General features: G+C 54.9%; 17 protein-coding genes. 6 read left to right on the top strand and 11 right to left on the bottom strand.

Annotation, left to right across the window (positions count from 1 at the left end; translation table 11 throughout):
* Positions 1-56: 56 nt before the first annotated feature.
* From B2R17_RS24245 to B2R17_RS24235, 3 genes are all read right to left on the bottom strand, one after another.
* Positions 57-419, bottom strand: a complete 363-nt coding sequence (locus tag B2R17_RS24245; RefSeq protein ID WP_286766039.1) for a hypothetical protein — start codon at positions 417-419, stop codon at positions 57-59.
* A gap of 30 nt (positions 420-449) precedes the next feature.
* Positions 450-4,688, bottom strand: a complete 4,239-nt coding sequence (locus B2R17_RS24240; protein ID WP_286766038.1) for an FtsK/SpoIIIE domain-containing protein — start codon at positions 4,686-4,688, stop codon at positions 450-452.
* Between the two features lie 215 nt (positions 4,689-4,903).
* Entirely contained in the window at positions 4,904-6,049 is a 1,146-nt protein-coding gene (locus B2R17_RS24235) for a sensor histidine kinase (RefSeq protein ID WP_037252153.1), read from the bottom strand.
* A gap of 420 nt (positions 6,050-6,469) precedes the next feature.
* Between B2R17_RS24235 and B2R17_RS24230 the strand changes: the two genes are divergently transcribed.
* From B2R17_RS24230 to B2R17_RS24210, 5 genes are all read left to right on the top strand, one after another.
* Positions 6,470-6,919 carry a hypothetical protein gene (locus B2R17_RS24230; RefSeq protein ID WP_008668260.1) on the top strand — a complete coding sequence of 150 codons (450 nt, stop codon included), beginning with the start codon at positions 6,470-6,472 and terminating at the stop codon, positions 6,917-6,919.
* Entirely contained in the window at positions 6,916-7,992 is a 1,077-nt protein-coding gene (locus tag B2R17_RS24225) for an ABC transporter ATP-binding protein (RefSeq protein ID WP_286766037.1), read from the top strand. The genes B2R17_RS24230 and B2R17_RS24225 overlap by 4 nt, the downstream gene beginning before the upstream one ends.
* 73 nt (positions 7,993-8,065) lie before the next feature.
* On the top strand, positions 8,066-10,630 hold the full coding sequence (locus B2R17_RS24220; RefSeq protein WP_286766036.1) for an ABC transporter permease: 2,565 nt from the start codon (positions 8,066-8,068) through the stop codon (positions 10,628-10,630).
* Between the two features lie 379 nt (positions 10,631-11,009).
* The gene (locus tag B2R17_RS24215) at positions 11,010-11,435 is read left to right on the top strand and encodes a response regulator (protein WP_286766035.1); all 426 of its coding nucleotides are present in this window, start codon (positions 11,010-11,012) and stop codon (positions 11,433-11,435) included.
* A gap of 58 nt (positions 11,436-11,493) precedes the next feature.
* Entirely contained in the window at positions 11,494-14,586 is a 3,093-nt protein-coding gene (locus B2R17_RS24210; protein WP_286766034.1) for a PAS domain S-box protein, read from the top strand.
* Between the two features lie 57 nt (positions 14,587-14,643).
* Here the strand turns inward: B2R17_RS24210 and B2R17_RS24205 are convergent, their stop codons facing one another.
* The 8 genes from B2R17_RS24205 to B2R17_RS24170 all read right to left on the bottom strand — a co-directional run bounded on the left by B2R17_RS24205 (position 14,644) and on the right by B2R17_RS24170 (position 22,164).
* Positions 14,644-15,498, bottom strand: coding sequence for a hypothetical protein (locus tag B2R17_RS24205; RefSeq protein ID WP_286766033.1), 855 nt, complete (start codon positions 15,496-15,498; stop codon positions 14,644-14,646).
* 67 nt (positions 15,499-15,565) lie between these two features.
* Positions 15,566-16,024: a hypothetical protein gene (locus B2R17_RS24200; protein WP_286766102.1), complete on the bottom strand. Its 459-nt coding sequence runs from the start codon at positions 16,022-16,024 to the stop codon at positions 15,566-15,568.
* 77 nt (positions 16,025-16,101) lie between these two features.
* Positions 16,102-16,518, bottom strand: a complete 417-nt coding sequence (locus B2R17_RS24195) for a VOC family protein (RefSeq protein ID WP_286766032.1) — start codon at positions 16,516-16,518, stop codon at positions 16,102-16,104.
* A 22-nt stretch (positions 16,519-16,540) separates the two neighbouring features.
* Positions 16,541-17,941 (bottom strand): four-carbon acid sugar kinase family protein, encoded by a 1,401-nt coding sequence (locus B2R17_RS24190; protein ID WP_286766031.1) that lies wholly within the window; start codon positions 17,939-17,941, stop codon positions 16,541-16,543.
* A gap of 75 nt (positions 17,942-18,016) precedes the next feature.
* Positions 18,017-18,664 (bottom strand): cyclase family protein, encoded by a 648-nt coding sequence (locus tag B2R17_RS24185; RefSeq protein WP_286766030.1) that lies wholly within the window; start codon positions 18,662-18,664, stop codon positions 18,017-18,019.
* Positions 18,661-19,710: a Gfo/Idh/MocA family protein gene (locus B2R17_RS24180; RefSeq protein WP_286766029.1), complete on the bottom strand. Its 1,050-nt coding sequence runs from the start codon at positions 19,708-19,710 to the stop codon at positions 18,661-18,663. The genes B2R17_RS24185 and B2R17_RS24180 overlap by 4 nt, the downstream gene beginning before the upstream one ends.
* Positions 19,707-21,008: an MFS transporter gene (locus B2R17_RS24175; RefSeq protein WP_286766028.1), complete on the bottom strand. Its 1,302-nt coding sequence runs from the start codon at positions 21,006-21,008 to the stop codon at positions 19,707-19,709. The genes B2R17_RS24180 and B2R17_RS24175 overlap by 4 nt, the downstream gene beginning before the upstream one ends.
* Before the next feature lie 61 nt (positions 21,009-21,069).
* Positions 21,070-22,164, bottom strand: coding sequence for an isocitrate/isopropylmalate dehydrogenase family protein (locus B2R17_RS24170; RefSeq protein WP_008668243.1), 1,095 nt, complete (start codon positions 22,162-22,164; stop codon positions 21,070-21,072).
* 253 nt (positions 22,165-22,417) lie between these two features.
* Here B2R17_RS24170 and B2R17_RS24165 point away from each other — a divergent pair, with 253 nt between their 5' ends.
* Positions 22,418-23,470: a DUF1593 domain-containing protein gene (locus B2R17_RS24165; RefSeq protein WP_286766027.1), complete on the top strand. Its 1,053-nt coding sequence runs from the start codon at positions 22,418-22,420 to the stop codon at positions 23,468-23,470.
* Positions 23,471-23,683: the final 213 nt, after the last annotated feature.

The raw sequence follows: 23,683 nt of genomic DNA, 5'->3' as shown, positions 1-23,683 counted from the left end.
ACGCGATCGCATCGGGCGCATCACAGATGCGGCTCAATCCGTCAGCAATCAACCCGCTATTGGTAGCGGGCTCGTACTTCAGGCAATGGATAGTCGGTGACGTCTCGGTCGCCTTCTTCCGAGTTGATTTCCCACAAGCGTTGATAGCCTCGCGTCACCAAATTGATCATCTCTTTGGAATGATCAGGGTCGAGTTCGGAAAGAGCGAACGGTCCTTCCAATTCGATTGGTGGAATACGAGCGTCACGGATGCACTGAGCGAGGATCGGATTGCAGCGAATGTGGCGTTCGGGCGACACGTGAAGTTTCTCGGGATCCAAGTGCCCGATGACGTAGCGAAGATACAGATCGCTGTCCACGATCGACATTACATCTTCGCCGCAGACTTCGCAGCGATACCCTTCATCACACTTGGCCAAACGAACTTCCTGGACTGAGAGAATTTGGAATCAGTTGGTATTCAACAACGCCATCAATTCTCCCGACGTCGGCGGGTCACACAACCGGAATTTTGTCATTCGACCATCGGAATCGTCGTACAAAATCATCGTCGCGGCCGACAGATCCGCTGCGGCGGGCGAATCGATTAACATGGATGAGTCGCCAGCGTTGAGAGCTCCGACCAAACGCAGTTCCAGATCGTGATGACTTTGACGCGGTAACCAACGATTGAGTGTCTCGGCGGACGGAAGGCTTACGACGACGAATATGTTGACTGCGGGGCCTTCTCGCAAAACAGATTGAAAAGCGTCGCAGCCGGATATTTGGCTGGCAGCATCCAACGAGAAATTCATCGATTCAGGCTGACGCAAATCGCGGAAGCGGTCGAGCCCATCGAGGACGACAAGTATCGGTGTCTCGTCGTTGTCAGGTAGCTCCGCGATCGGTGGTTCCTCCGTTTTGTCACTTTTCGCTGACACCAACGTTCCGCCGGAATCCAAACTGAAGGCAGTTGCGGTGGACGAGGCGTCGTGATCTTCAGGCGAGTCGGCGGGCGTCTTGCCAAGTCGTGCGTCCACCAATTGCGAGAGCTGGATCATCGCCGCTTCGGCGTCGCGCGTTCGCACGATTTGACCGCCGAGTTGTGGGTTGTGTTGTATCCAATCGGCCGTTGAATCACCCTCTTCGGCACGTGAACCATCAAAGTGGATCAGCGACATCTCGGGTCGATGAGCCTTTGCCGAAGCGATGATGCTGCCCAGAATGCTTGGGCGATTACGAGCTGACCCGACCAGCACAGCGTTGCGGCCGGTGTTGGCTTGCAACCGCAATGCGCAAGGAGGCCCGAGTTCGACCGCTTCCCCGAGCAATCCGACCAGCGTGTCGGAGGGATTCGATTCCGCGATGACTTCTCTCGCTATTTCCGCCGTGAATCGTCCGGGGCGGTTGCCTTCGAAGACGACCGAGGCACCGAGTTCTTGCGTCCAAGATTCGTCACGTTCAGCTAGCTGATTGAGCAGTCGGACTTGTTCCGCACTTTCCAGGTAAGCGACTTGGAAAGGTTGGTTTCCTTCGACCAAGCCGCTTTCGTCGTTGTAGATCGCTTCGCCAGGACGTGAAATTAAGCGAGCGGCGGTGTTGTCGTCGGACAAGATCAATGCCGCGTCCGCTTCGCTGCATTGCATGGCGATGCGAACGGCCATTTGGCCCAACGTTGCACGCGGAAGACTATTTGCACCTGCCAGCGATTGACTGCTGAGGACAACATGAATGCCAAACGAGCGACCTTGGCGAACCAATCTGTCGAGCAACGCGGTGCAGTCGGCCGCCAATGAATCGTCTCGCGTGAACAATTCTTGGAATTCGTCGACGACCAGCATCAACCGTGGCATCAATTTATTCGGGCAAGCCCGACGGTACGATCCGACCTCTTGCACACCAGCCGCACGAAACAATTCGCCTCGCGTGGTCATTTCGGCATCCAAACGTTGCAGCACGCTCCGTCCAAATTCGCGTTCACTCTCAATCCCGATCACTCGAGCGTGTGGAAGTTTGGCGTCGGCGTAGATTTTGAATTCCACACCCTTTTTGAAGTCCAGCAAATAGAACTGCAATTCATCGGGTTGGTACATCGCGGCGCCCGATGTCACGATGCTGTGCAGCAAGGTGCTCTTTCCCGAGCCGGTTTTACCTGCAATCAAAACATGTTGGCGAACGCCTTCGCCCAGGTCCAAGGATCGATTGCGTCCCGCACCTGAGCTGCCGATGATCACTTCCAAACCATCCGCGGAGCTGGAGGTGTTGTCCGCACTGGGCAGTTGTTCGCCGGGGAGCAAGGAAGTCAAAGGCACGATGACTTGGGAAGCTTCCTGTGCGAGGCGTCCGATTCGATTGATCAACGCCGAGCGGTCTTGAGGCATGGGTGGCGGGGCAGGCCAGAACTCGAATTCGTCCAGTCCAGCGTTGAGCAATCGCCAATGGCCGGCTGTGATGCCTTCGTCGAGCAAGCGAACTCGACGTTTGGACCCAATCGGAATGATTCCGTCTTCGTCGGCTGCCGGCTTTTCACCGGCCAGAGTCGATCGATCCAGTCCATCGAACGCAACGGACGGATCTTTTCGAGCGGCTTCTTCGCCTGAGTCCAAGCCTGCTTCGCCGTACTTCAGTTGCAGCAAGTTAGGATGATCGAACATCGGCATGTCTGCTGGCCATTCGTGTTTCTCATCAACGACCAGGATGACGAACACACCACATCGAATGCCGCTGCGAATCAACGAGCCCAGATGCGAATAGGCTTCTCGGGACAATCCATCGGGAAAGCCGACTGCTGCGATGGCTTCGTATGGTTGGGCGAGCGAACCGGCAACTTGGTTGTAGTCTTCCAAGCGTTCGTATTGATCGCGTAGGCAAGACTGCAAGAGATTCTCGGCTTGATGTCCGATGTCAGCGATTCGCGCCGTGATTTGGTCACCCTGGGTCCAGACGCGGTGATGGATCAGGCTCGGATCATGGTCCGCCAATGCAAGGAAGCTGGAAAAGTTCTGACCACGACCGGCCGGATCGATCAACGTCACACGTGCTTTGCCGGGTGGGGCGGCACTGAGCAAACGCCAAAGGATTTGGTGGGCGATCTTGATTCCATCTTCGATGTGTGCTGTTGGTGCCTCGATGATGACTCCGGAATGCTGACGGCGATGCATCGCAATCGGCATCGTATCGGGAACATGCAGTCGGTTGAGAATGTCTGCTTCGTCGTTCGCGTGCCCATTGGTTGCGGCGCGGTGCTTGGCGTTGTATCCAAGTGCCGAATCGAATTGCTTTTTCAAACGATTGCCCAATCGGAGCGATCCGATCGGCAGAAAATCAATTCCGGGATGCAGTGGTGGAGGATCGGAGAGCAATTCATCCCAATGAGGATGTCGATATTCGACCAAGTCATTGGCCGCCAAAATCCGTGTCATGCCGCGGTGCATGCCAGTGTTCAAACGTTGGGCCAACGATTCCAACGTATGCTGGTGTTGCTGCACGACGGCTTGCAGAGTTTGTCCCGCCGCGGCATCGGATTGACTGAGTTTTTGCGAGATCGCGTCAGCGGTTTGTTCCGCACGTTCTCGCATCGTTTGCTGTAGCTCGTTGAACCCCGTTTGAAACTGTTGCTCGATACGTTGCAATTGTTCGTTGAGCCGGGTTTCTTCGGCGGCCTGCTTTGCCGCGAGATCTTCACGCAGAGCCTTCAGTTGGCTTTCTTGCCATTGATGAGCCTCTTTGACGTGAGCGTCGCGTCGTCGGACGAGCTCTTGGCTAGCCTTTTTCGCCGCCGCAGTAGAAATCCGTTTGGCTTGAACAACCGCGTCTTGCGATGACAACCGAATTCGTTCCGTGGTCGGATGCAAGGAACGTGTCATCCGACGCAACGGCCACATCAGAATCAGATAGCAGGTGAAGCCAATCAATCCTGAGACGATGACCGAACCGATCAAGTAGTGAAGTAGCGGTTCCGCTTTTATCAGGATTGATGCGCCCGCGAACAAGACCAGCAACACCGCGACTAGAGAAGGCAGGTAGTAAACTGCGTCGACGACGTGAGCGGCAAAACCCGTTTGCATGTCGGCAACGGTTGATTTTAAGCGACGGTTTTGTCGGCGAATCAGATCCAGTGCGTCTTCGACACTGGCCGGTTTCGACTCACCAAATTCCGCGTAAATGTCGTTTGGAGTTTGAATGTCAAGCAGACGGTTCAAACGGCGGATGGTCAGAGCACGCGCCCACTCGATGTCTTCGTTTGATTCCGCGAGCGCGGTGTCGAGTTGGTGATGTTCCTTCGTTGCGATCTTTTTCGGTTGATCTTTGCGAGCGTCGTATTGGTTCTTGACCGCGATCAATCGCTTTTCGACTTTGTTGTTGATCACCGCCTCTTCCTCAGCCAATTGGCGTCGGAATCTTGCCGAGCACCGTCGCAGTTCGTCGCGAGTTTGCAAGGTTGCGGATTCATAAGCGGCAATGGTCTCCTCTTGGGCGGCGTCCCATTGCTTGAGAGTGCTGAGTCGGTCGGCTTTGCAGTTCTGTTTGACTGCGGCGAGTTGGTCAGCGAGCTTCTGTTCGATGTCCGCGTGTTGGTCACCTTGTTGGCGAACCAATCGTGAGTGTTCCTCCCGAGACGCCGCAACGCGTTGTATCAATCCATGAAGCAGACGGCGTTGGCGTTCCGGAGCAAACAGCAGCGCAGGCGAAACAGCAGAGTCTTTCATGGATTCGATTTTAACCCAAGCTGGACCGCTGCGTGGTACCAAAGAGGCCGCTGGCTACAAAACAAAACGGCTGAAGTTTGAGCGGTCAAAATGCGTGACATTGATTCACGAAAAGTTCCCTCCTGGTCGCGCGTTCGTGCGCTGTGGACATCGATCGGCAGAGTGGATTGCCAGTTCGACAACGATGTTGACGCAACAATCCAGAAGACAAGAGGTCAATCTTGCGGTGATGGATCATCGGATGCGGGTTCCGGTTCGATGATCTTTCCGTTGGGAAGCGTCACGTCCACGCGTGTGCCTCGGCTGCCCGATGGCTTTCGGCTGCCGAGTTCTTGTTGACTGCTTGGTGTTTGTTCCGCGGTGTCTGGGATGGTTGGGTCGGAAGAGTCCGTCTCAGTTGCTACCTTCCAGTGTCCATCCTGGATGTTGATGCGACCGCCCAGAGCGTGTGTGATGTTACGAACCAAATACAGCCCCAATCCGGTGCCCTGTTTACTTCGTTCCAGTTCACTTCCCAACCGTACAAATCGGCCGAACACTTTCCTTCGCAAGTTCGCTGGTATCCCGGTGCCATTGTCCAGGACCGACACAGTGACATCGCCTGACGGAGAACAAACCGCGGTCAGTTCGACCTTGGGAGGTGATCCGCCGTACTTGATCGCATTGTCGATCAAGTTGCGAAACAAGATTTCGATTTGCACGACCGGAGCGTGAACGTAGATCGCGGGGCAGTGGACGCTGACCGTTTCAGGTGGCATTTTGTATCGCACGCAGGCACCTTGGGCGCACTTAGACAGGACTGTTTCCAAAGACAGATCGCTGGCTTCGTACGCTTCGCCGCCGCGTTCCACCCGGGCCGCATCGAGCAGGTGATTGATCAGACTGTCGAGCCGTTCGACGTCTTCCAACATGATGAGATGGAACTCTTTCTGTTGTTCCACGCTGACGTCGTGCCGGGTCATCGTCTGCAAGTACAACTTCAGCGAAGCGATGGGGCTCTTCAATTCGTGCGTGACTGAATCGATGAAGTTCGATTGGCGGCGATTGAGGTTGAATGCTTTGACTGAAAGCGTCAGGTACGCGATCACGCCGGCCAAAATCGCGACGAGCAACGGCGCGCCGGCACCCAGCATCACCCAAAACATTCCCGACGTGGAATCGTTCCGTACGGCGCCCCAGACTGTTCCGCTGATCCAAACCGCGGTTAGCAGCACGACCAAGACGATCAGAACGACGCCCAGCGTCACTGGCGTTCGCAAAGTCAGCGGGCGGTGCGAGATGGGCGTGACGATGGCCATGTCCTTTGCAGGTTGAAATTGAATCGAACCAGACACTTGGTTCTTCATATTCGGTTCGCCCAAATGGGCTCGCGGGAGTCACCACCCTGGCCCGTTCGTTCCAGCCGGCGAGGTCGCGCGACTTCGGTCGCTGACGCACGATGCCTCTGTTCGGGGCCAGCCAAATGAACGCACGATTCGAGGTCGTGACGTTGTCAACGTTAGCAAGAATGCGGTGTTCACCATAGCGTCAGGCCGATTCTGCTGCACGTTGCAACAATATGGCGGGCGATGCTTGCGAAACAGAATTGGCTTTCGGCTGGCCGTTCGCACGAATGGGTCGCGACAAGCTGTCACACCAATGGGTGGCAGCGAATTTCGTGAACCCAAAAATGAGCCAAAAGTTCCCCAAAAATTCGACTCCGACCATGACGCCGGTTGCCCAACCGGCAATAATGAACCATCGGAGACTAAGTGTCTTCATCACTGCCACGCGGAGTTAGGATGATGCGTGCCGAAACGCAGCAACGACAGTATTCCGAAAGAACGCTCCAGCAGGTCCGTTTGGACGGCGTCCGTGCGCTCTCGAAAGCGAAGTTCTGTCCCAAAAACAGTGAAATCGTTCGCTTGTCGTGCGTCGATGATCGTGCCGAGACTGACAATCAATTCGGCAACCAGCTTTGGTACTTCGAAGCCAAGGGTGTCGACGAAGGCCATCACCGGCAGGACGTGTTTGGCGTGATCGAATATCAAATCCAATTTGGATTGCAAGAATTGGTCGAGGACGGAGTGTTCGACACTCCTCAGGAACGCGAAGGATTTCGCAGCCTGTACGATCGCGAAGTCAGTCGCCCATCCTGGCGTCACCCCGCCAATCGGCTATTGTTGGCCGCAATGATCGCCATGGCCGCTCTAACGTTGTTCCTGTTGACGCTGAAGAATCTTCTGGCGTGAGTTCTACCATCGCAGAGCCGACCGAGGATCTTCCCGCGTCCAACGAAGAGTTGGAGACATCGGGCACGATCATTTCCGTCAACGGTCTGCAAAAAATCTATCGCGGCAGTTGGCTGCGTTCGGCTCATGTTCACGCTCTTTCGGGCGTCACTCTGCAAGCCGATGCCGGTCAAGTGTTTGGTTTGCTGGGCCCCAATGGTGCCGGCAAGACAACGCTGATCAAAATTTTGCTCGGCGTCATTCGTTCGTCCGGCGGATCGGCCAGCCTGTTTGGATTGCCCGCCGGTTCGGCTGCTGCTCGTCGGCGAGTCGGGTATTTGCCTGAATCATTACGAGTTGACCGTCACCACACCGCTCGTTCGGCATTGAAATACTACGGACGGTTGAGCGGACTGGACGGCACGACGATTGGCAATCGAAGCGATGAATTGTTGAAGCTGGTTGGTCTGGACGGTCGAGATCGTGAGCCGGTTCGGCGATTTAGCAAGGGTATGTTGCAGCGTTTGGGTTTGGCCCAGGCCTTGATGCACGATCCGGATTTGTTGGTGCTGGATGAACCCACCGACGGATTGGACCCAGTCGGACGATCAGAGGTTCGATGCGTCATCGAACGACTTCGTGATTCGGGAAAAACGATCTTTCTCAACAGTCACATCCTGCACGAAGTCGAATTGGTTTGCACCCATTTGGCGATCATGGCAAAAGGCCGTGTGCTGGCATCCGGTCCGATCAACAACCTCAGCGGGCCTGGGTTGAACGCAGCGACATCGGAATTGACAATCCACATGGAGATCGACCTGGAACGATCCACGCTGGACGAGCTGCAGGAACAACTGCAGCCGATGATGTCCACCGACGCGGCGTGGCAATTGGTACGTTCGCAAGCGACCAAAGACCTCTGGCGAGTGCAATTGAACTGCGACGATCAAGCGGATGTCGACGCGAGTGTGGATTTGGTGCGTGGGATGGGTGGATCCATCGTGACGTTGCAGCCGCACCGCCACACGTTGGAAGACACGTTCATGCGATTGGTTCAGCAAGCCGGTGCTGCCGTCCCCGACGCGTCGTCGTGATGACGATGCCCTCTTTGCGCTTCGCGGCGATTCCGACGCCATCTGTTTCGAAAATGATCCCGGGAGAGAAGCTTTGAATTGGCGACCCTATTTCGCCGTGGTTTGGGATTCGTTTCACGCCGCGATGGCTTCGCGTGTCTTGTGGGCAGCGATGCTGGCCATTTGGATTCTGCTGGCGATGCTCGCCCCGATCGGCGTCCGCGAGGATTACACGACGACGTTCCGTTTCTTCGATGTCTACAACGGGACGCGAATGAAGGCGATGCTCGCACAGGGCATGGTCGATCCCAGCCAAGAAGACGCTCCACTGGGCCGGATTGCGGAGGCGATGCCCGAGGAATTGTCGAGAAAGTTAAAACGGGTCGGAGAAGGCGATGAGGTTCGAATTCCGTTGCCAATGTTGACCGACGCTCTGAATGAGTTGATCGATCAAGAGTTCAAACTCGCGACGGGGAAAGTCGACGACGAGTCCGAAGAAGAGGCTGACAAAGACACCAATTCGCGGCATTGGTATGACGCGGAGGCATGGAAAGAAACGGTCCGCCTACGAGAGCTTCGTGAGCTCGATGAGATGCCCGCGGAAGAACTGTCGGATTCCTTGATCCGACGCAGGGCTCGGTTGCGAATCGAAGCCGCATTGCCCGGCGTCTTCGAAGCCAGAAGTGCGAGATCAGTCTTGTTGACCTACGGCACGTTGGACTTCCCGACGGGTTTCGAGATCGATCGAACTCAATTCGAATCGTTGTTCAATCAGTTTGTGATTCCGACATTGGTTCACTGGCTGCTCGGTTTTGTGCTGGTCTTTTTGGGCATCTTGGTCACCGCGTCCATCATCCCGGACATGTTGCAAACGGGGTCATTGCATCTGCTGCTCAGCAAGCCTGTTTCCCGTCCCGCATTGCTGATCGCGAAATTTGTTGGTGGGTGTGCGTTCGTGTTTTTATGTGTCGCACAATTGGTCATCGGACTGTATTTGATCGCGGGATTGCGGTTGGAGATCTGGAACCCGCGCATTTTGTGGTGCATTCCAGTTGCGGTCTTTCTTTTCGCGGTTTTCTTCAGTGTCTCCGTTCCCGCTGGATTGAAATGGCGATCGCCAATCATCTCGATCGCGGCCGCAGGCGCATTGGCGGCGATTTGTTTGGTGTTCAGCATCATTGCGGGTGTGTTCGACACGCGAATTGTCCAGCCTGATCGAATCGCGGGCCTGGTTCGTGCCGGTGACGATCTGCTGTCGGTCACCAACGGCGGCGGACTGAATCGAATGGACAAAGAGCAGCTGCAATGGGTGTCGGTGATCGAGAGCAAGGCGATGTCGAACGATCGCGTTCTACGCCCCGTCGCGATTGACGACGATCATGTTCTGACCGCGAGAATCCGTAACGGCAAGTTCAATCCGTTTGGATCTGGATCTCTCGACCTGATCGTGTTGGCGCGTGACAACGATTGGAAGCCCCAGCCGGGTTTGCGTTTGCCGACCGCGACGGAACGGCTGATTCCTATTGGCATGACTGCCGGACCCGGTTCAGGTCATACGTTGGCGGTCAACACGGCGGATTTGCTGATCACTCACAACCGGGACATCTTGTCGTCAATCGGTAAAAAGGTGGAAGACGACGACAAAGATGCCGGTGATGAGAACGACGAAAGTTCAGATGGTCGTTCGCCGCGCGGCCAGGCATCCAACTCGATTGGTGCTTGGTTGAGTACGCTTGTGACAATGCAGGGCGGTGCCACCGAAGAGTTCGTTTCCATCTTGCCGCGTAACGTGGCTCTCAGTCCACCGATTCGTTTGGCAGTGCCGCCCGCAGCTGACGACGCGGCGGAAGGCACGTCCAGCGAAACGACGCGTCTGCTGATTTTGAATGGAAGCCAGTTACAGCAATTGGAACCGGACGGGGACCCAGTCGAAAATGTCTGGCAGCGAACTCGCGCCGTTGACTTGCCTCGGTCAGACACGCCGCTTCCGCCTGTTCTGGCGGCGTCAAGTCGCTACGTGATTGCCAGCACCGGTGACGAGCTCGCTCGCGTGTTGGAAGGAACAGAACTGAGCGAATTCTATGTCGGCGATTGGCCGGAAGACATCGCGCCGCTCTCTCTGCATGCTGTCGCGGACGATCTCTTCCTCGTGGTGACGACGGAAGGTAGCGGCCATCTGCTGCGGGTCGTCGATCGCGAACCAGACGACGAAGCATCCGAGCAAAGCTTGCAGATCATCGCGACATTGCCGGTGGATGATATCGAGACCGCAATGGTCGAAGTCGCATCAGACGCTTCGACCGCCCAGTTGATCGTTGCACATGATGTCGACCGAATCAGCGAGTTCCAGATCAGCAAGCAAACGCTATCCGCTGACTTGTCGTTGATTCGCACTGTTGAACCGGAGCGATCGTTTTGGCGGCGAGTCGACCGGTACGGAATTGGTCTGCTGGAGTTGTTGACGCCTCAAGTGTTGGCGCTCGGTGACACCACTGCCGGGATGGTTTCCGGGAAAAAGGCGTTCATCATTGGTGGTGGCGACATGGAAACCGGCGAGGTGGTTCGATACGGAATCGCGACGCCCATCATCAGTTGCGGATTGTTCATCATCGCAATGATGTTGCTGAGTTGCATCTACTTCGCCCGCAGCGACTTCTGAACTGGGCAAACGCAGTCTTCTGGCAGATGTCGGATTAGGCATGGGCAACGCTTAGTCTGGGAGGATGGCTGTGCGTTCATCTCCGCGCATCTGTCTACCTTCGCGCGACCCCATGAGGCTTCCTTTTTCGCACGGCCGACGTTCACGCGGTCATGTGAACGTGCACTGGTCCGCAGTGGTGGTCGACGCCCATTCATTCGGCGTAATCAACCGAAGGAATTTCCGGTCGCGAGGATTATCGCGTTTGAGTCAACCTGAAGTGTTGAGGCTTTTTGCATTGTCGCGGAAGTCCGCCGTGTGCGCACGAAAGGAGGGCTAACTTAATAGTGCCCCGCTTTTCAAATTCTTCATGTTTCGCACTAAGGTGGGGAGAATCCGTATGAACAAAACTGAGCGTATTTTATTCGTCGACGATGACACCATCGTCCTTCGTGTGCTCAGGCGTAGCATGGAAGAAGACTACGACGTCGAAACCGCCGATTCAGGACTGAAGGCTCTCGAGATTCTGCGAAGCACATCGCCAATCAGTTGCGTCGTCAGTGACATGCGAATGCCAATCATGGACGGCATTGAGCTGGTCAAGAAGATTTCGTTGGAGTGGCCCGAGATCCCCTGCATCATCCTGACGGGCAACCAAGACGAAGAGAGCGAACGGCGCGCGACCGAAGAAGCGAACGTTTTCTGCCTGATGAACAAGCCATCGCCTCGCGGAGAAATCATCGAAGCGATTGAACGTGCGCTGAAATATCGAGATGAAAAAGAACTTCCAACACAAGCAGACGCTCATTTTACCATGAGTGCTTAATCGCGGGTCTTTCGCGACGACCAATTGGCGTCCGATCTTCCTACTTCAGGAAAGTATCATGAAGCGATCTCTCACCCTCGCAGTAACAGTTGCTTGCGTCGGGATTGTCATGACGGCAGCGACAGTGAATGTCGTTCGTCGATCAGCAATGCGTCACGACCAAGTCCGATTTGAGCATTTGGCCGACCGTTTGCACGGCGAGTTCCAGCGTCGGATGCAGCAGAGTGAACTGGGGTTGGTTGCGGTTCAGTGCCTCTTCTCGGCCAGCGAATCCGTCCGCTACGACGAGTTCACCAACTTGCTTGCACAGATCAATTTTGAAGATGAATTCTTAGGCGCAGAAGCATTTGGCTATTTAGAGATCGTGCCCGATACACCTGAGGCACTGGAATCTCTCAGCGATGAACTTGTTGCGTCCGGTTTGCCACCACTACGATTATTGACGCCCAAAAGCGCTGGCATTCCCTACGATCGCGTTGGTGACGACCGGCTCATTCCTGCGCGGTTCATTGTCAAATTCGTTCAGCCCGGGACGCGGTTTTCTCGGGTTATCGGTCTGGATATGGGAGAAGATCTCTCTCGTCGAAGAACGGCCGAGTTGTCCGCGCGTACCGGACAAGCTTGTATAACCCCGCGACTACAGCTCGTCGGTGCAGATCCGAATGAAGTGAATTTCTTATACATGGTTCCTCACTATCGAGGCCTTCCAACGACGGAAGCTGAGCGATTGGAATCAATTGTTGGTTGGGTTGGGATGGTGATCGACTCATCCGCAGTGTTCGAGGGCTTGGAGACCGCGACCGGGGCAGAGCTCGGTTACCGGCTGTTCATTCAGGAAGACGCCAAAGGAAAGTTCGAGGTCGCTTCGAGCGGCGAGTTAGGTGACTCGTATGCGAGCAATTTCAAACACCACGCATCAGAGCGAATTGCTGGACAACGCTGGGATATCGAAATGTTCCCCACCCGCGCTTTCACAACTTCCGCTTCGTCTCTCGTTTGGACGATTGGTATTGGTGGAGCGTGTTGCACTTTTTTGGTGTCGACATTGGTCTTCCTTCTGAGCTCGAGCGCATACAGAGCCAATCGAGCCGCTGCGAAGATGACCGTGGATCTGCGGAAGCTTGCGATGGTCGCTCAGCGAACAACGAACTCGGTCATCATCACCGATGTTGAACGAAGAATCACATGGGCAAACGAGGGCTTCACCCGGATCAGCGGCTATGAACTTCACGAAGTGATTGGGGAGTCACTTGGAAGCTTTTTGCAGTGCGAAGAACCTGATTGCCGAACGACCTCTGAAATTCGCAACGCCTTACGCAACAAGCAGGGGTTCTATGGACAGATGCTGAATCGTCGTAAAAACGGAGAACACTATTGGGTGAATCTCGATATTCAGCCGCTCCAAGATGTGAACGGCGAACACAGCGGATATTTGGCGATCGAGAACGATGTCACTGAGGCGCATCAAGCTGCTGAAGAACTGAAGCAAGCCACGCAGCGAACCGAGTATGCTCTGGACGGTGGCAGAATGTCGATCTGGGACTGGGACGTTCAGAAGGAACGCGTCTTCTACGACAGCCGGTGCTTTTCTATTACGGGACATACCTCATCCAAGGAAGGCGATCCAATCCATGCCTGGTTCGATCGCATTCACGAGGATGATCTTGAACACGTGGAAAGAGAGATCGGCCGCTGCGTTGAAGGTGAAACGGAAGTCTTTCAAATTGAATGGCGATGCAGACTTTCGGACGGAGAGTACAACTGGTTGTTTGCACGCGGTCAGGCACTGCAGCGTGACGAGGATGGCCGGGCGACGTTCCTCGCTGGGACGACGATGGAGATCAATGAGCGAAAACGTGTGGAAACAGCGCTCATCGAAAGCACGAAGCGTTCGCAGGCGATGTTCAATTCGTCGCAAGATGCCATTTTGTTTCTCTCCAATGGCGAACTGCAGGATTGCAATCCGCGAGCGCTCGAATTGTTTGGATTTGACAGCCAGGATGACATGCGAAGTAGCAATTTGCTCTCGCTATCACCCGAGTTTCAGCCTGATGGAAAACGATCGGACGTGGAAGGTGAAAAGATCATGGAGGTGATCCGTCGGAATGGAAAGAAACATTTCGAGTGGACGTATCAAACGAAGGACAAACAACCTATTGATTGTGACATTTCTGTTGTTTCGTTTGAGCTGTCAGGACGAATCTATGAACAAGCGGTGATTCGTGATATCTCCAGCAAGAAGGAAATGCAGCGACAGTTGGCGCAAACTCAGAAACTAGAGAGCATTGGTCAACTCGCCGCCGGCGTCGCCCACGAGATCAACACACCGATGCAGTGCGTGTTCGGAAACGTCGAGTACCTCAACACGGCGTTTGACAAAGCGTTTGATTTGATCAACTCCTATCGCGAACTTCGTGAGGATGAGAATCCAAGTGAGTTGGCGCAGCAGGTTGTTCCAAAGGCCGAAGCGTCTTGCCGATTTGATGCTTTGCAACGCAACATCACCGAGTCGATCCAAGAGGCTCACGATGCGTCCAATCGCGTGATTGATATCGTGCGAGCAATGAAGACCATGTCGCATCCTGGCACCTCGGACAAAAGCACGACGGATTTGAATCAACTAATTCGCGATGCGACCACCGTGGCTCGCAACCACTGGAAGTTTGTTGCGAAATTGGAATTGGAATTGGATGCAACCGTCGCTCCACTGCCTCTCTTTCCGGCTCAAATGAGCCAGGTGATCTTGAATTTGGTGGTCAACTCTGCCGATGCGATCGAGGAAAAGATTGGCAGCGAATCACACGAACTCGGAAGCATCTCCGTCACGACGCATAACGAGGGAGACGATATTCGAATCGTTGTGACTGACACAGGTGCAGGCATGCCGAAGAGCATCCAGTCTCGAGTCTTTGATCCTTTCTTCACGACCAAAGATGTCGGAAAGGGAACCGGGCAAGGGCTCGCGATTGCGTACGACGTGGTCGTCAAACAACACGGCGGAACGATCAAAGTGGACTCCACGCCCGGAAAAGGCACCCAGTTCACCATCACGCTGCCGTCCAACGCCGACTCGGAATTCGGCTTACTTCCCGATGCAAACGAGAACGATTCAGTTGGAACCGAGGATTTGATCGAGGCGACCGTCGGATAGTCCGACGGCTTCTCGGTGCCATTCAGCCGTCCTGCTGACTCTCGTTTTCGCGAACGCTTATTCCTCGGGCTGAATCGGTCTGGCAAAAAGAATGCCTTTCAGTCGATCGTAGTATCGATTCCCGGTGGCTTGTTTTGAGTCGACCAGATTGTGCCATCGCTTGCTGGTCAGGCTCCACTTGTAACCGTTGACGTCTCCGTCGTCGTTTAATCGGAACTGCATGACCCCAGATCCAATTCCAGTATTTGAAACGGCTTCGACGGGGCTTTCGGTCTGGTGACGAGTGTCGAGTTCTTTGGTGTGAGCTCCCATTGACGAATCAAATACACGAACCTGAACGGTCGAGTCTTTTTGCAGAGGTTCAATATCCCAAGCCACCATGATGTGACCTGTGCTCGTGTTGTCCCGCTCAACACGCCATGAATCATCGTACCGAGCGACAATCAAATCACCTTGCTTTAGCTCTGCAGCGTTGCGGAAGACCAGCCAATTGTCCGGTTGCTGTTCTTCGAAATAGTCGTAGAACAGTCCCGCGAGTGGTCGAGTCATCCACATGCGACCATTCTCGGCCGATGGGATGGAGGTGCGGTTCTTCTTTAGGTGCTCTCTGAGTTCTTGATAGTGGTCCGGCAATGCATTTTTCAGCAAGACCTCACCGACGAATCCGCTGCAGTCGAATTTGACAACGCCTTTCTCGAGGTCGATGACGCTCTCTTTTCGATGTGTGTACTCGGTCACCTTCAATTTCGACCAGACATCTTTGACTTCATTGACCAGCAGAATGCGCGGCGTGTTTCCTTCCAGCGGATTCGTGTCGATGACGATCGGCGGAGTTGGTGTCTTCTTTGTAGCGGTCGGCGAACCGACCTCGAAAAGGACAAGCAGTGCAACGAGGATCGCAGAATTAGACATGAGGTAGGCGTGGTGGGAGGTTGCCGAGGTGAAGAGCCACATCGGAGGCGGGGAACGCATTGTACGGTCAATCTGGCTCGCCGTCGGGCGTTTCGGGGATATTCCCGTCGCCGCGTGAGTCATCGCTGCTCAAGTAGAAAATGCAATCGTTTCGGAAACGCACGTATCCCAAGCAAATCGTAGGAATGCAGTAGGCAGCGACGGATAGCGTTGTGGCTCCCGATTGAAACAATCGAGGTGTGTCCAAGTGCGGATCACCGGCCAACCACGCCAATGCCAGATAGCTTCCATTGGCAAGAAGGCAGAAGTCCGCCACGAACCATGTGGTGTTCCTGCGAATTGCGACGGCAAATACGATCGGAACCACGACACCCAGGACTGGACCAGACCACAGCGTCAGCAACGGATGTGGATCGGGTGAGTGGATCGAATAGGGTAGCCGCCAAGGCGACAATTCCAAATCAACCAAGCTTGCACCGCCAAACCATCCGCCAACAACGTGCCCCAATTCGTGAGTCAACGTCATGGCGGTCCAGCTCACCAGCAGCAACGATGCGAACTGACAGGCGACACGCACCTGGGATGGAATTGACATCGAACCAGCTATTGCGGCCCCGTCATTTCCCAGATCACGCCACGCGTTTTCGTGGGATCGATGAAGCCGGCTTTCTTGTTGAGTACACCATCATGAGGCGTGTCGCTCTTGGGAGACATGCCCCGACTAGGTAGCTCGGCAAAGGTCTCCCGAACGTCGTCAGTTTCAAAGCACAGGTGATGAAGTCCCTCACCGTGCTGATTCAGATGGTCCATCAGTGGATGATCATCGGTCAACGGTTGAACCAATTGCAGATGCAGGTTGCCCATGTCCAGATGGGTCAGCCGAACGTTTCCTGATTCGATGTTTTCGTCAATCACAACCGGAAGTCCCAATTGATCGCGGTAGAACGACAGGGCTTCGTCAGTGTTGCGAACCACAATGGCGATGTGATCAAGTTTGTTAAACAGTGGCGACTGAGACACGGGAACCTCGGAAGGTAATAGTTCAAGCTTTGAGTTTTTGGAAGGCTTCGAGCAACGCGTTTGTGCCACCAACGTTTCCTGGGAATACAACGTATGCGATTCCTGGGAAGTGGCTGTCGGCGGGCATCTTCCACACCGGGACTCCGGGCAGAATTTGACCCAGCACCATCGCGTGCTTGGCCTGCAAACCTTTCGTTGCGACGTCGCTGGATGTGATGCCACCCTTGGCGATTAAGAATCGTGGACGCTTGGTAAGTCTTCGGACGACTGAAACCAATGCGTCCGACACACGGTTGCCAATCGAGAGACTGGATGCGGCGTCACCACCCGTCACCAACTTTCGCGAAGACGACAAGACGACGTTGGATGATTGGAGCGATTCATTGACCAACTCAGTGAGCTGCTGCAGATAGGATTCGCTGTCATCGGCCAACATCTTGTCGACGTCCAAAACGATCGACTTCAGATCGGGTTCGTTGTCGATCAAACACTTGAGTTGCTGAGTTGTTTTTGGAACATAGGAACCGACGACAACCAACCCGGTTTGCGTATCGCCATCGACCATTTCATCCTGCATCAGTAATTCGCGTGGTTCCAACCCAGCGAATGCCTGCACGAAACTGGCGGCGGTGCGATAGACGAACGTTTGCCCCTGTTGTTCAGCATTCTGTGCGGCAAGCACAAACGCTTCCATGTCTCGCATGCAGGCCGCATTGACAATGCAGACTGAACCCGGCGATAGTTTGGCCAATCGTTCAGCAAGTGACGACAGGTCCGGCGAGCGGAGTTCGTTCAAATCGATCGACGCAATTTGGTCTTCGCCGATGCTTCCGTCGTGCTTTTCGACTACCCAACGCCTTAAGTTACTGTTTTGGAATCCAAACGCCGCATCGTGAGCAAAAGGCGTTTCCGCTGCGGGGATCAACTGTTCGTCTTCGGCAACGTAGTGAACGTCACCGATCGTGTAGCGGCCTCCCTGCAAGAAGAACGGAGCGATCACGTGAACGGCGTCGGAAGTGCCAACGGCCGCTGCAATCGCATCGACTTCGGCGGGGTAGTGACCTCGCAGGGTCGAGTCACTGCGGCTAACGACCACAAACCGTTGCTTGGTTTGCTGGGCCGCCTCGTTCAGGTTGGCTCCGATTTCGTTCGCCAATTCGATCGCCTTGGGCTCCGTCAATGAACGTGAATTGGTGAGCACGTAAAACAGATTTCCGGGCGATTTGAACGCTGCGGCCAATTCGTCCACGCCCCACGTGGTTAAAACCGGAATGTCGTAGACGGTTTGCGTCCCCGTTGGATCATCGTCCAACACAACGATCTTGCGATTGGATCGGTCGTTGTTGTCCCGGATTTGATCGAGCAATGATTCCGAGCGTTCTTCCGCGATGCCTTCGAGGGCTTTCGAGAGAGTGAATGTCATGGCAAAACGTCGAAGAGAAACTTTGGGGGAAATGGCCAAACACAATTGTTCGGTCGGGCAACGAACACAGCGACTTCAGGGCCCGATCGGACTATCCAACAGAGCAAATGCGCGGCAGGGAGCACCGTCGCCCCCGGCAATCTTCAACGGAGTGGCACCGAACAAACATGTTGGCCCCGGGAGTGAGTCCAAATTGGTCAGTCCTTCAACGATGATCACGTTGCCGCCCAGCAGTATCTCATGGATCTCGGTGACGGCAGGCAGATCGTTGACATCCGCGACGGACGGTGGTTCCACACCAATCAATCGAACCTTTCGCTCAACCATCCAGCGTGCCAATTCGGGGCTGATCGGCTGAAAATTGTCTCGGTAGTAAGCCGGGTCACCGACGTGTTGACTCCACATCGTCCTTAACAACAGAGCGTCACCAGCGGGGAAGCTTTCAACCAGTTCGCCAAGGTGTCCGATCTCGATGGGGGTCTTGGGCGGCAGGTGCGTCAGATCGACAATCCATGCCGTCCCAAAACAGTCTTGCAGCGGAATTTGATCAATTGTTTGTTCGCTCGCTTCGAAATGCAGCGGAGCGTCCATGTGAGTGCCGCAATGCGAATAGAGGTGCAATGTGCTTGCGTTCCATCCGTCTCTGGCTTTGGTGAACTTGCTCTCCCATTCGTAGCCTCGCATACCAGGTTCGATACGAAGCGTTAAATCGATCACTTTCATCGTTGAGGCGACTCCCAGCATCCGGACTCGGAAGACGCGTACATGGCTTCCTGCACCGCCAAGCTTTTTAGGTAGCTCGGGCCGTCTGTTTCGAATGGCTTTCCAGACGAAAGGTTGTCGATGAAGTGTCGCTGCGTCGCGAAAACGCAATCTCCGGCGAAACCATGTTGGCTCGGGGAATAGACGTGATCGCGTTCGGCTTCCCCGAGTCTATGAACCGTCAAGCGTCCGTCGTCATAGAGCCGAATGCTGCCACCTTCACCTTCGAGTAGAACTTCGCCAAAGGTGTAGCGAGGATTGTTTGATGTGGATTCGTTGAAGCGATTGGCATCGTACAGCCCCATCGCACCTTCTTGAAAACGGAACACCCCAACGGCGGTGTCTTCGCCAGCGATGACTGGATTGAGTTTGCGATGCCAGCACCATGCTTGTTCGATCTCGCCGCCGAGATACCGGAAGGTATCGATCGTGTGAATGCCAGCTTCGAAGATCAGGAACTTTTCCATCGTCTGGAAGTATGGCTGGCGAGCCAGATACGCTTCGGGGCCATGTCCATCGCCGGCACGATTGCGGAAAGAAAGAGAATGCAGACGATCGCCGATCACGCCATCAAACATCAGCCGCTTCATTTCGCGATACCAAGGTTGAAAACGAAAGTTCTCGTGCACCATGAAGCGAATGCCTCTTTCGTTCACCAACGAAACCATTTGGCGAGCCTCCTCCACCGTGGGTGCAAGCGGCTTTTGGCAGATGATCGCGATTCCCCGGTTCGAGATTTCGTTGACCAATTCGAGGTGCGTGTCGGGACGTGTGATGATGTCCACGAAGTCGACTTGGTGTTGGTCGAGCATCTGTCGGTAGTCCGAGTAGACCGACTTCACGCCGTGCGTTTGAGCCACATCGTTTGCTTTGTCCACGTCAACATCGCAACAAGCAACTATTTCGACGTCCGGCATTCTCTTCCAAGCGTCGTAATGAAACTGGCTGAAGTAGCCGGCCCCGATCACGGCACCTCGGTAGATTCGTCCATCAAAGGGTGAATTCATGCTGCCGCTCCTGTTGCTGGCGAAGACGGGCCGAGTTCCTCCGCGATGGAACGGTCAGGCGAGATTCGAAACCACATGAAGATTGCGACGATGTTCAGGGCCGCTGCTGAATAGAAGAACGGTTCGTGTGCGTCGAAGTAGGCCACCAGGTACGGGAACGAAAGTGATGTCGCAAAGGCTCCCAAGTTGCCGACCATGTTCATGGCACCACTGACGGCACCGGCGCTCTTGCCTCCGATGTCCATGCAAGTTGACCAGGAAGGACTGAGGATCATGTCACTTCCAAAGATTGCAATGCACATGCAAATGACCGCGGAAGTTGGACTGGTCATATTGACGCATAGGCTCATTCCAATCGCACCCAGTGCAAATCCAATCGCGGCTGGCAGCCGACGAGAAAGTTTCCATTGGCCTTTGCTGTAAAGTCGATCCACGGTGAAGCCAGCCAACCAGTTTCCCACGACGCCAAACAGCAACGGCGCCGCGGCGTAAAGACCGGTTTGTTGGCTGGTCAGTGAGTACTGTTCCTTCAGGTACGGAAAGAACCAACTGACGGTGAAGAAAAACGTGAAGTTGTGCGATACATACTGCACCATCAACATCAACATGTTGGTCGACCGCAACATCTGCGTGAATTTGATGGGAGCTTCCGCGACATCTTCGGTTGTTCCGGCACGCTTTGGCGACCGCGATTCGATGATGTGCGCCGCTTCGGCTTCTGACACGGCAAAGTGGTCTTCAGGGAGATCACGGAAGAGAAGGAACCAAACCACCGCGAAAAGGATTCCCATCGCACCGAAGAACCAAAACGTTTGTTGCCAACCACCGAGTGCACCGATCAACCAAACCACGCCGGGCATCGCGAGTGCGGCCCCCAATCGGCCGCCTGAAAAGCTGATTGAGTTGGTGATTCCGCGTTCGTTCATGGGCAACCAAGACGTGAACGCTCGTGCGAGTGTCGGATAACCTCCCGCCTCGCCCATCCCAAACAAGAATCGCAATCCGATCATGGCGGACAATCCACGAACGACGCCGGTCAACACTGTGAAGGCCGACCAAATCAGGCACACCACTGCCATCACCCGCCGCGGTCCGAATCGGTCAGCAAGCTTGCCGCTTGGCACCTGAAACAAAGCGTATCCCAGAGCGAAGGCCGACATGACCCAGCCCATTTGTTGGTCGGAAAACCCAAGGTCGGTCGCCATGTCTTCTTTGGCGGCCGAAATGCAAGCTCGATCCACCCACATCAGCACGGACAGCAAGAACGCGCCGAGTATCAGGAAGAAGCGTGTGGGCATCGGAGTGTCCATTCATTTTTGTGTGGAAACGTTCGCAGGCGATTCTGTTCGTCGCGAAAACTCAAACGGCGGTGGTTTCACCTTGCAGTCTTTTGCTCAACCGGTCTGCGATTTTGTCGGTGATCTCAACCGTCGAAAGATTGCCGCCCATGTCTGCGGTACGCTGGGTTGGATCGGACAACACATCGGCAATGGCAGCGTTGAGCGAGTCTGCCGCACGCCGCGTTTCGGGATGGTCCAACCATTCCAACATCATCGCGGTCGAGAGATGCATCGCGATTGGATTGGCGATGGATTGGCCAGCGATATCCGGTGCCGAACCGTGCGAAGGTTGAAACACCGCTGCGCCGTCGCCAATATCACCTGATGGTGCCATTCCCATGCCTCCAACCAACCCGGCCGCTAAGTCCGACAGGATGTCACCGAACATGTTCTCGGTCACCATCACGTCGAAGTCTTGCGGACGGCGGACCAAGAACAGCGCCGCGGCATCCACGTAAACGTGTTCCGCTTTGATGTCGGGAAACTCTTTGGCGACTTCGTCAAACACGTGCCGGAAATAGACCATCGAAGAAAGCACGTTGGCTTTGTCGATCAACGTAACGGTCTTCTTTCCATCACGACGACGTGCCGTCTCGAAAGCCAATCGGCAAACTCGCTCGGATGCCGAACGAGTGATTCGCAACAAGTTGGTCGCTTCGTCGGCTTCCAAATCGGCGATCGCATCACGCCCGTAAAACAGTCCTTCGGTGCTTTCGCGAACCAACACAAAGTCGATGTCACCGGGCCCATGGCCCTTCAAAGGCGTGTCAGCTTCGTGATAGAGACGGATTGGACGAACTCCACCGTACAACTGCAACCTTTCGCGAAGGTCCAATTGAGGTGCGATCTCTTTGCCGTTCGGATAGCGAACGTTTGGTAACCCCATCGCACCCAGCAAAACGGCGTCGGAGGCCAAGCACGCATCGAATGCGGACTGAGGCAACGCGTCGCCCGACCGCTGGTACTCGCCGACGCCGACGCTGTGACGATCAAGTTGGAACTCAACGCCATCCAAGTGCGGTTGCATGATTTCGAGTAGGCGAACCGATTGGTCACAAACTTCGGGGCCGATACCATCGCCACCTAAGATGACGAGATGAAAGGATTGGGGCATGGGTGATGGTGCGAGAAAGAATGGGCGACTAGGAAATCACAACGCACGGTGAGTCGAACTCGTCGCTCACCAACGATCGAATCGCAGAGCGACACGGAACGGCTGAGAACGAACGGATGCACTCCGTCGCGCGGCCTCAACGGCGCACATTACACCACAACAGAATCAAATTCGACAGAGGACAGCCAACATTCTTGCGTCTCTCTCTATACACTCACTGGGATTGGAAATCAGAAACGCTATTGCGAAAGGCATGAATGTGTTGACTCGAATCGAACTTCTTGCGGCCTGTGTGACGCTTGCATGTTGTGTTGCCGGCATCGTTCCAATGGCTTCCGCACAGCGACCTCGCTTGGCAGTGCTGACGGACATCGGAGGCGACCCCGACGACCAGCAATCCATGATTCGTTTGTTGCTCTATTCGAACGAGTTTGAAATCGAGGCTCTGATCGCCAGCGCATCGGGAACGCGTGGCGAGTTGAAGGAATCGGTGACTCGTCCCGACCTGATTCATGAACTCATTGATGCGTACCAACTTGTTCTTCCAAATCTCACCCAGCACGCTGAAGGATGGCCGAAACCGGAAGCACTTCGCAGCGTCGTCGCGTCCGGCAATCCGTATCGCGAACGACCTAATATCGGCGAAGGGCATGACACCGATGGATCACGATTGTTGATCGAACGCATCGACGTCGGAACGCCCAAGTCGCCACTTTGCATCACAGTCTGGGGCGGGCAAACGGATCTGGCTCAGGCCCTGTACAGCGTCAAGTCAGATCGTGACGCGGCTGGCTTTGCAGAATTCTTGACCAAGTTTCGCGTCTATGACATTGCTGACCAAGACGGAATCGCGGACTGGATGAGCGAGGAATTTCCCGGAATGAATTACATCCTGTCGGCGGCTGCACCCAGGAGCGACAAACGCATCGCGAATTTTCGCGGTATGTATCTGACAGGAGATTTAAGTACGACTAGTCGCGAATGGATCGAGTCCAACGTTCGGCAAATGGGACCGCTGGGAAAGTTGTATCCCACAAAGACATGGACGGCCCCCAATCCACACGGCTGCCTGAAGGAAGGTGACACGCCCTCGTGGTTCTTCTTCCTGCCACAAGGAGGCAATGACCCTGACGATCCAACTCAACCGGGTTGGGGCGGCGTGTTTGAGAAACAACCCAACGGTTGGTATCGAGACCGCGCCGCTTCGTCCTCCTACGATCCGCGAACGTCGGTCAGTCGCTGGAGACCAGAGTTCCAAGCGGACTTTGCCAAAAGAATGCGATGGTGTTTGCTGGCAGAGGAGTGAGGCATTCGCTCTTCTAACGTTTCAGCATGCCGTCTTAGCGATGATAAATCGCCAGTCCCCGTTCCGCGTCACGCAATCTGGTAGGCTTCGGATAGCTTCGCGAACGCGGCAACTTGTTCATTGATCCAAGTTTCATCGCGATTCAGTTCGGAAGCCATCAGCTTCGCGACGTCCTCGGAGATTGCGATCGCAGCAGCCGAGTTTAAAAACAAG

Origin of the sequence: Rhodopirellula sp. UBA1907, from assembly GCF_002337565.1 — a bacterium.
Classification (GTDB): domain Bacteria; phylum Planctomycetota; class Planctomycetia; order Pirellulales; family Pirellulaceae; genus Rhodopirellula; species Rhodopirellula europaea.
This window is presented reverse-complemented; position numbering and strand designations above follow the sequence as displayed.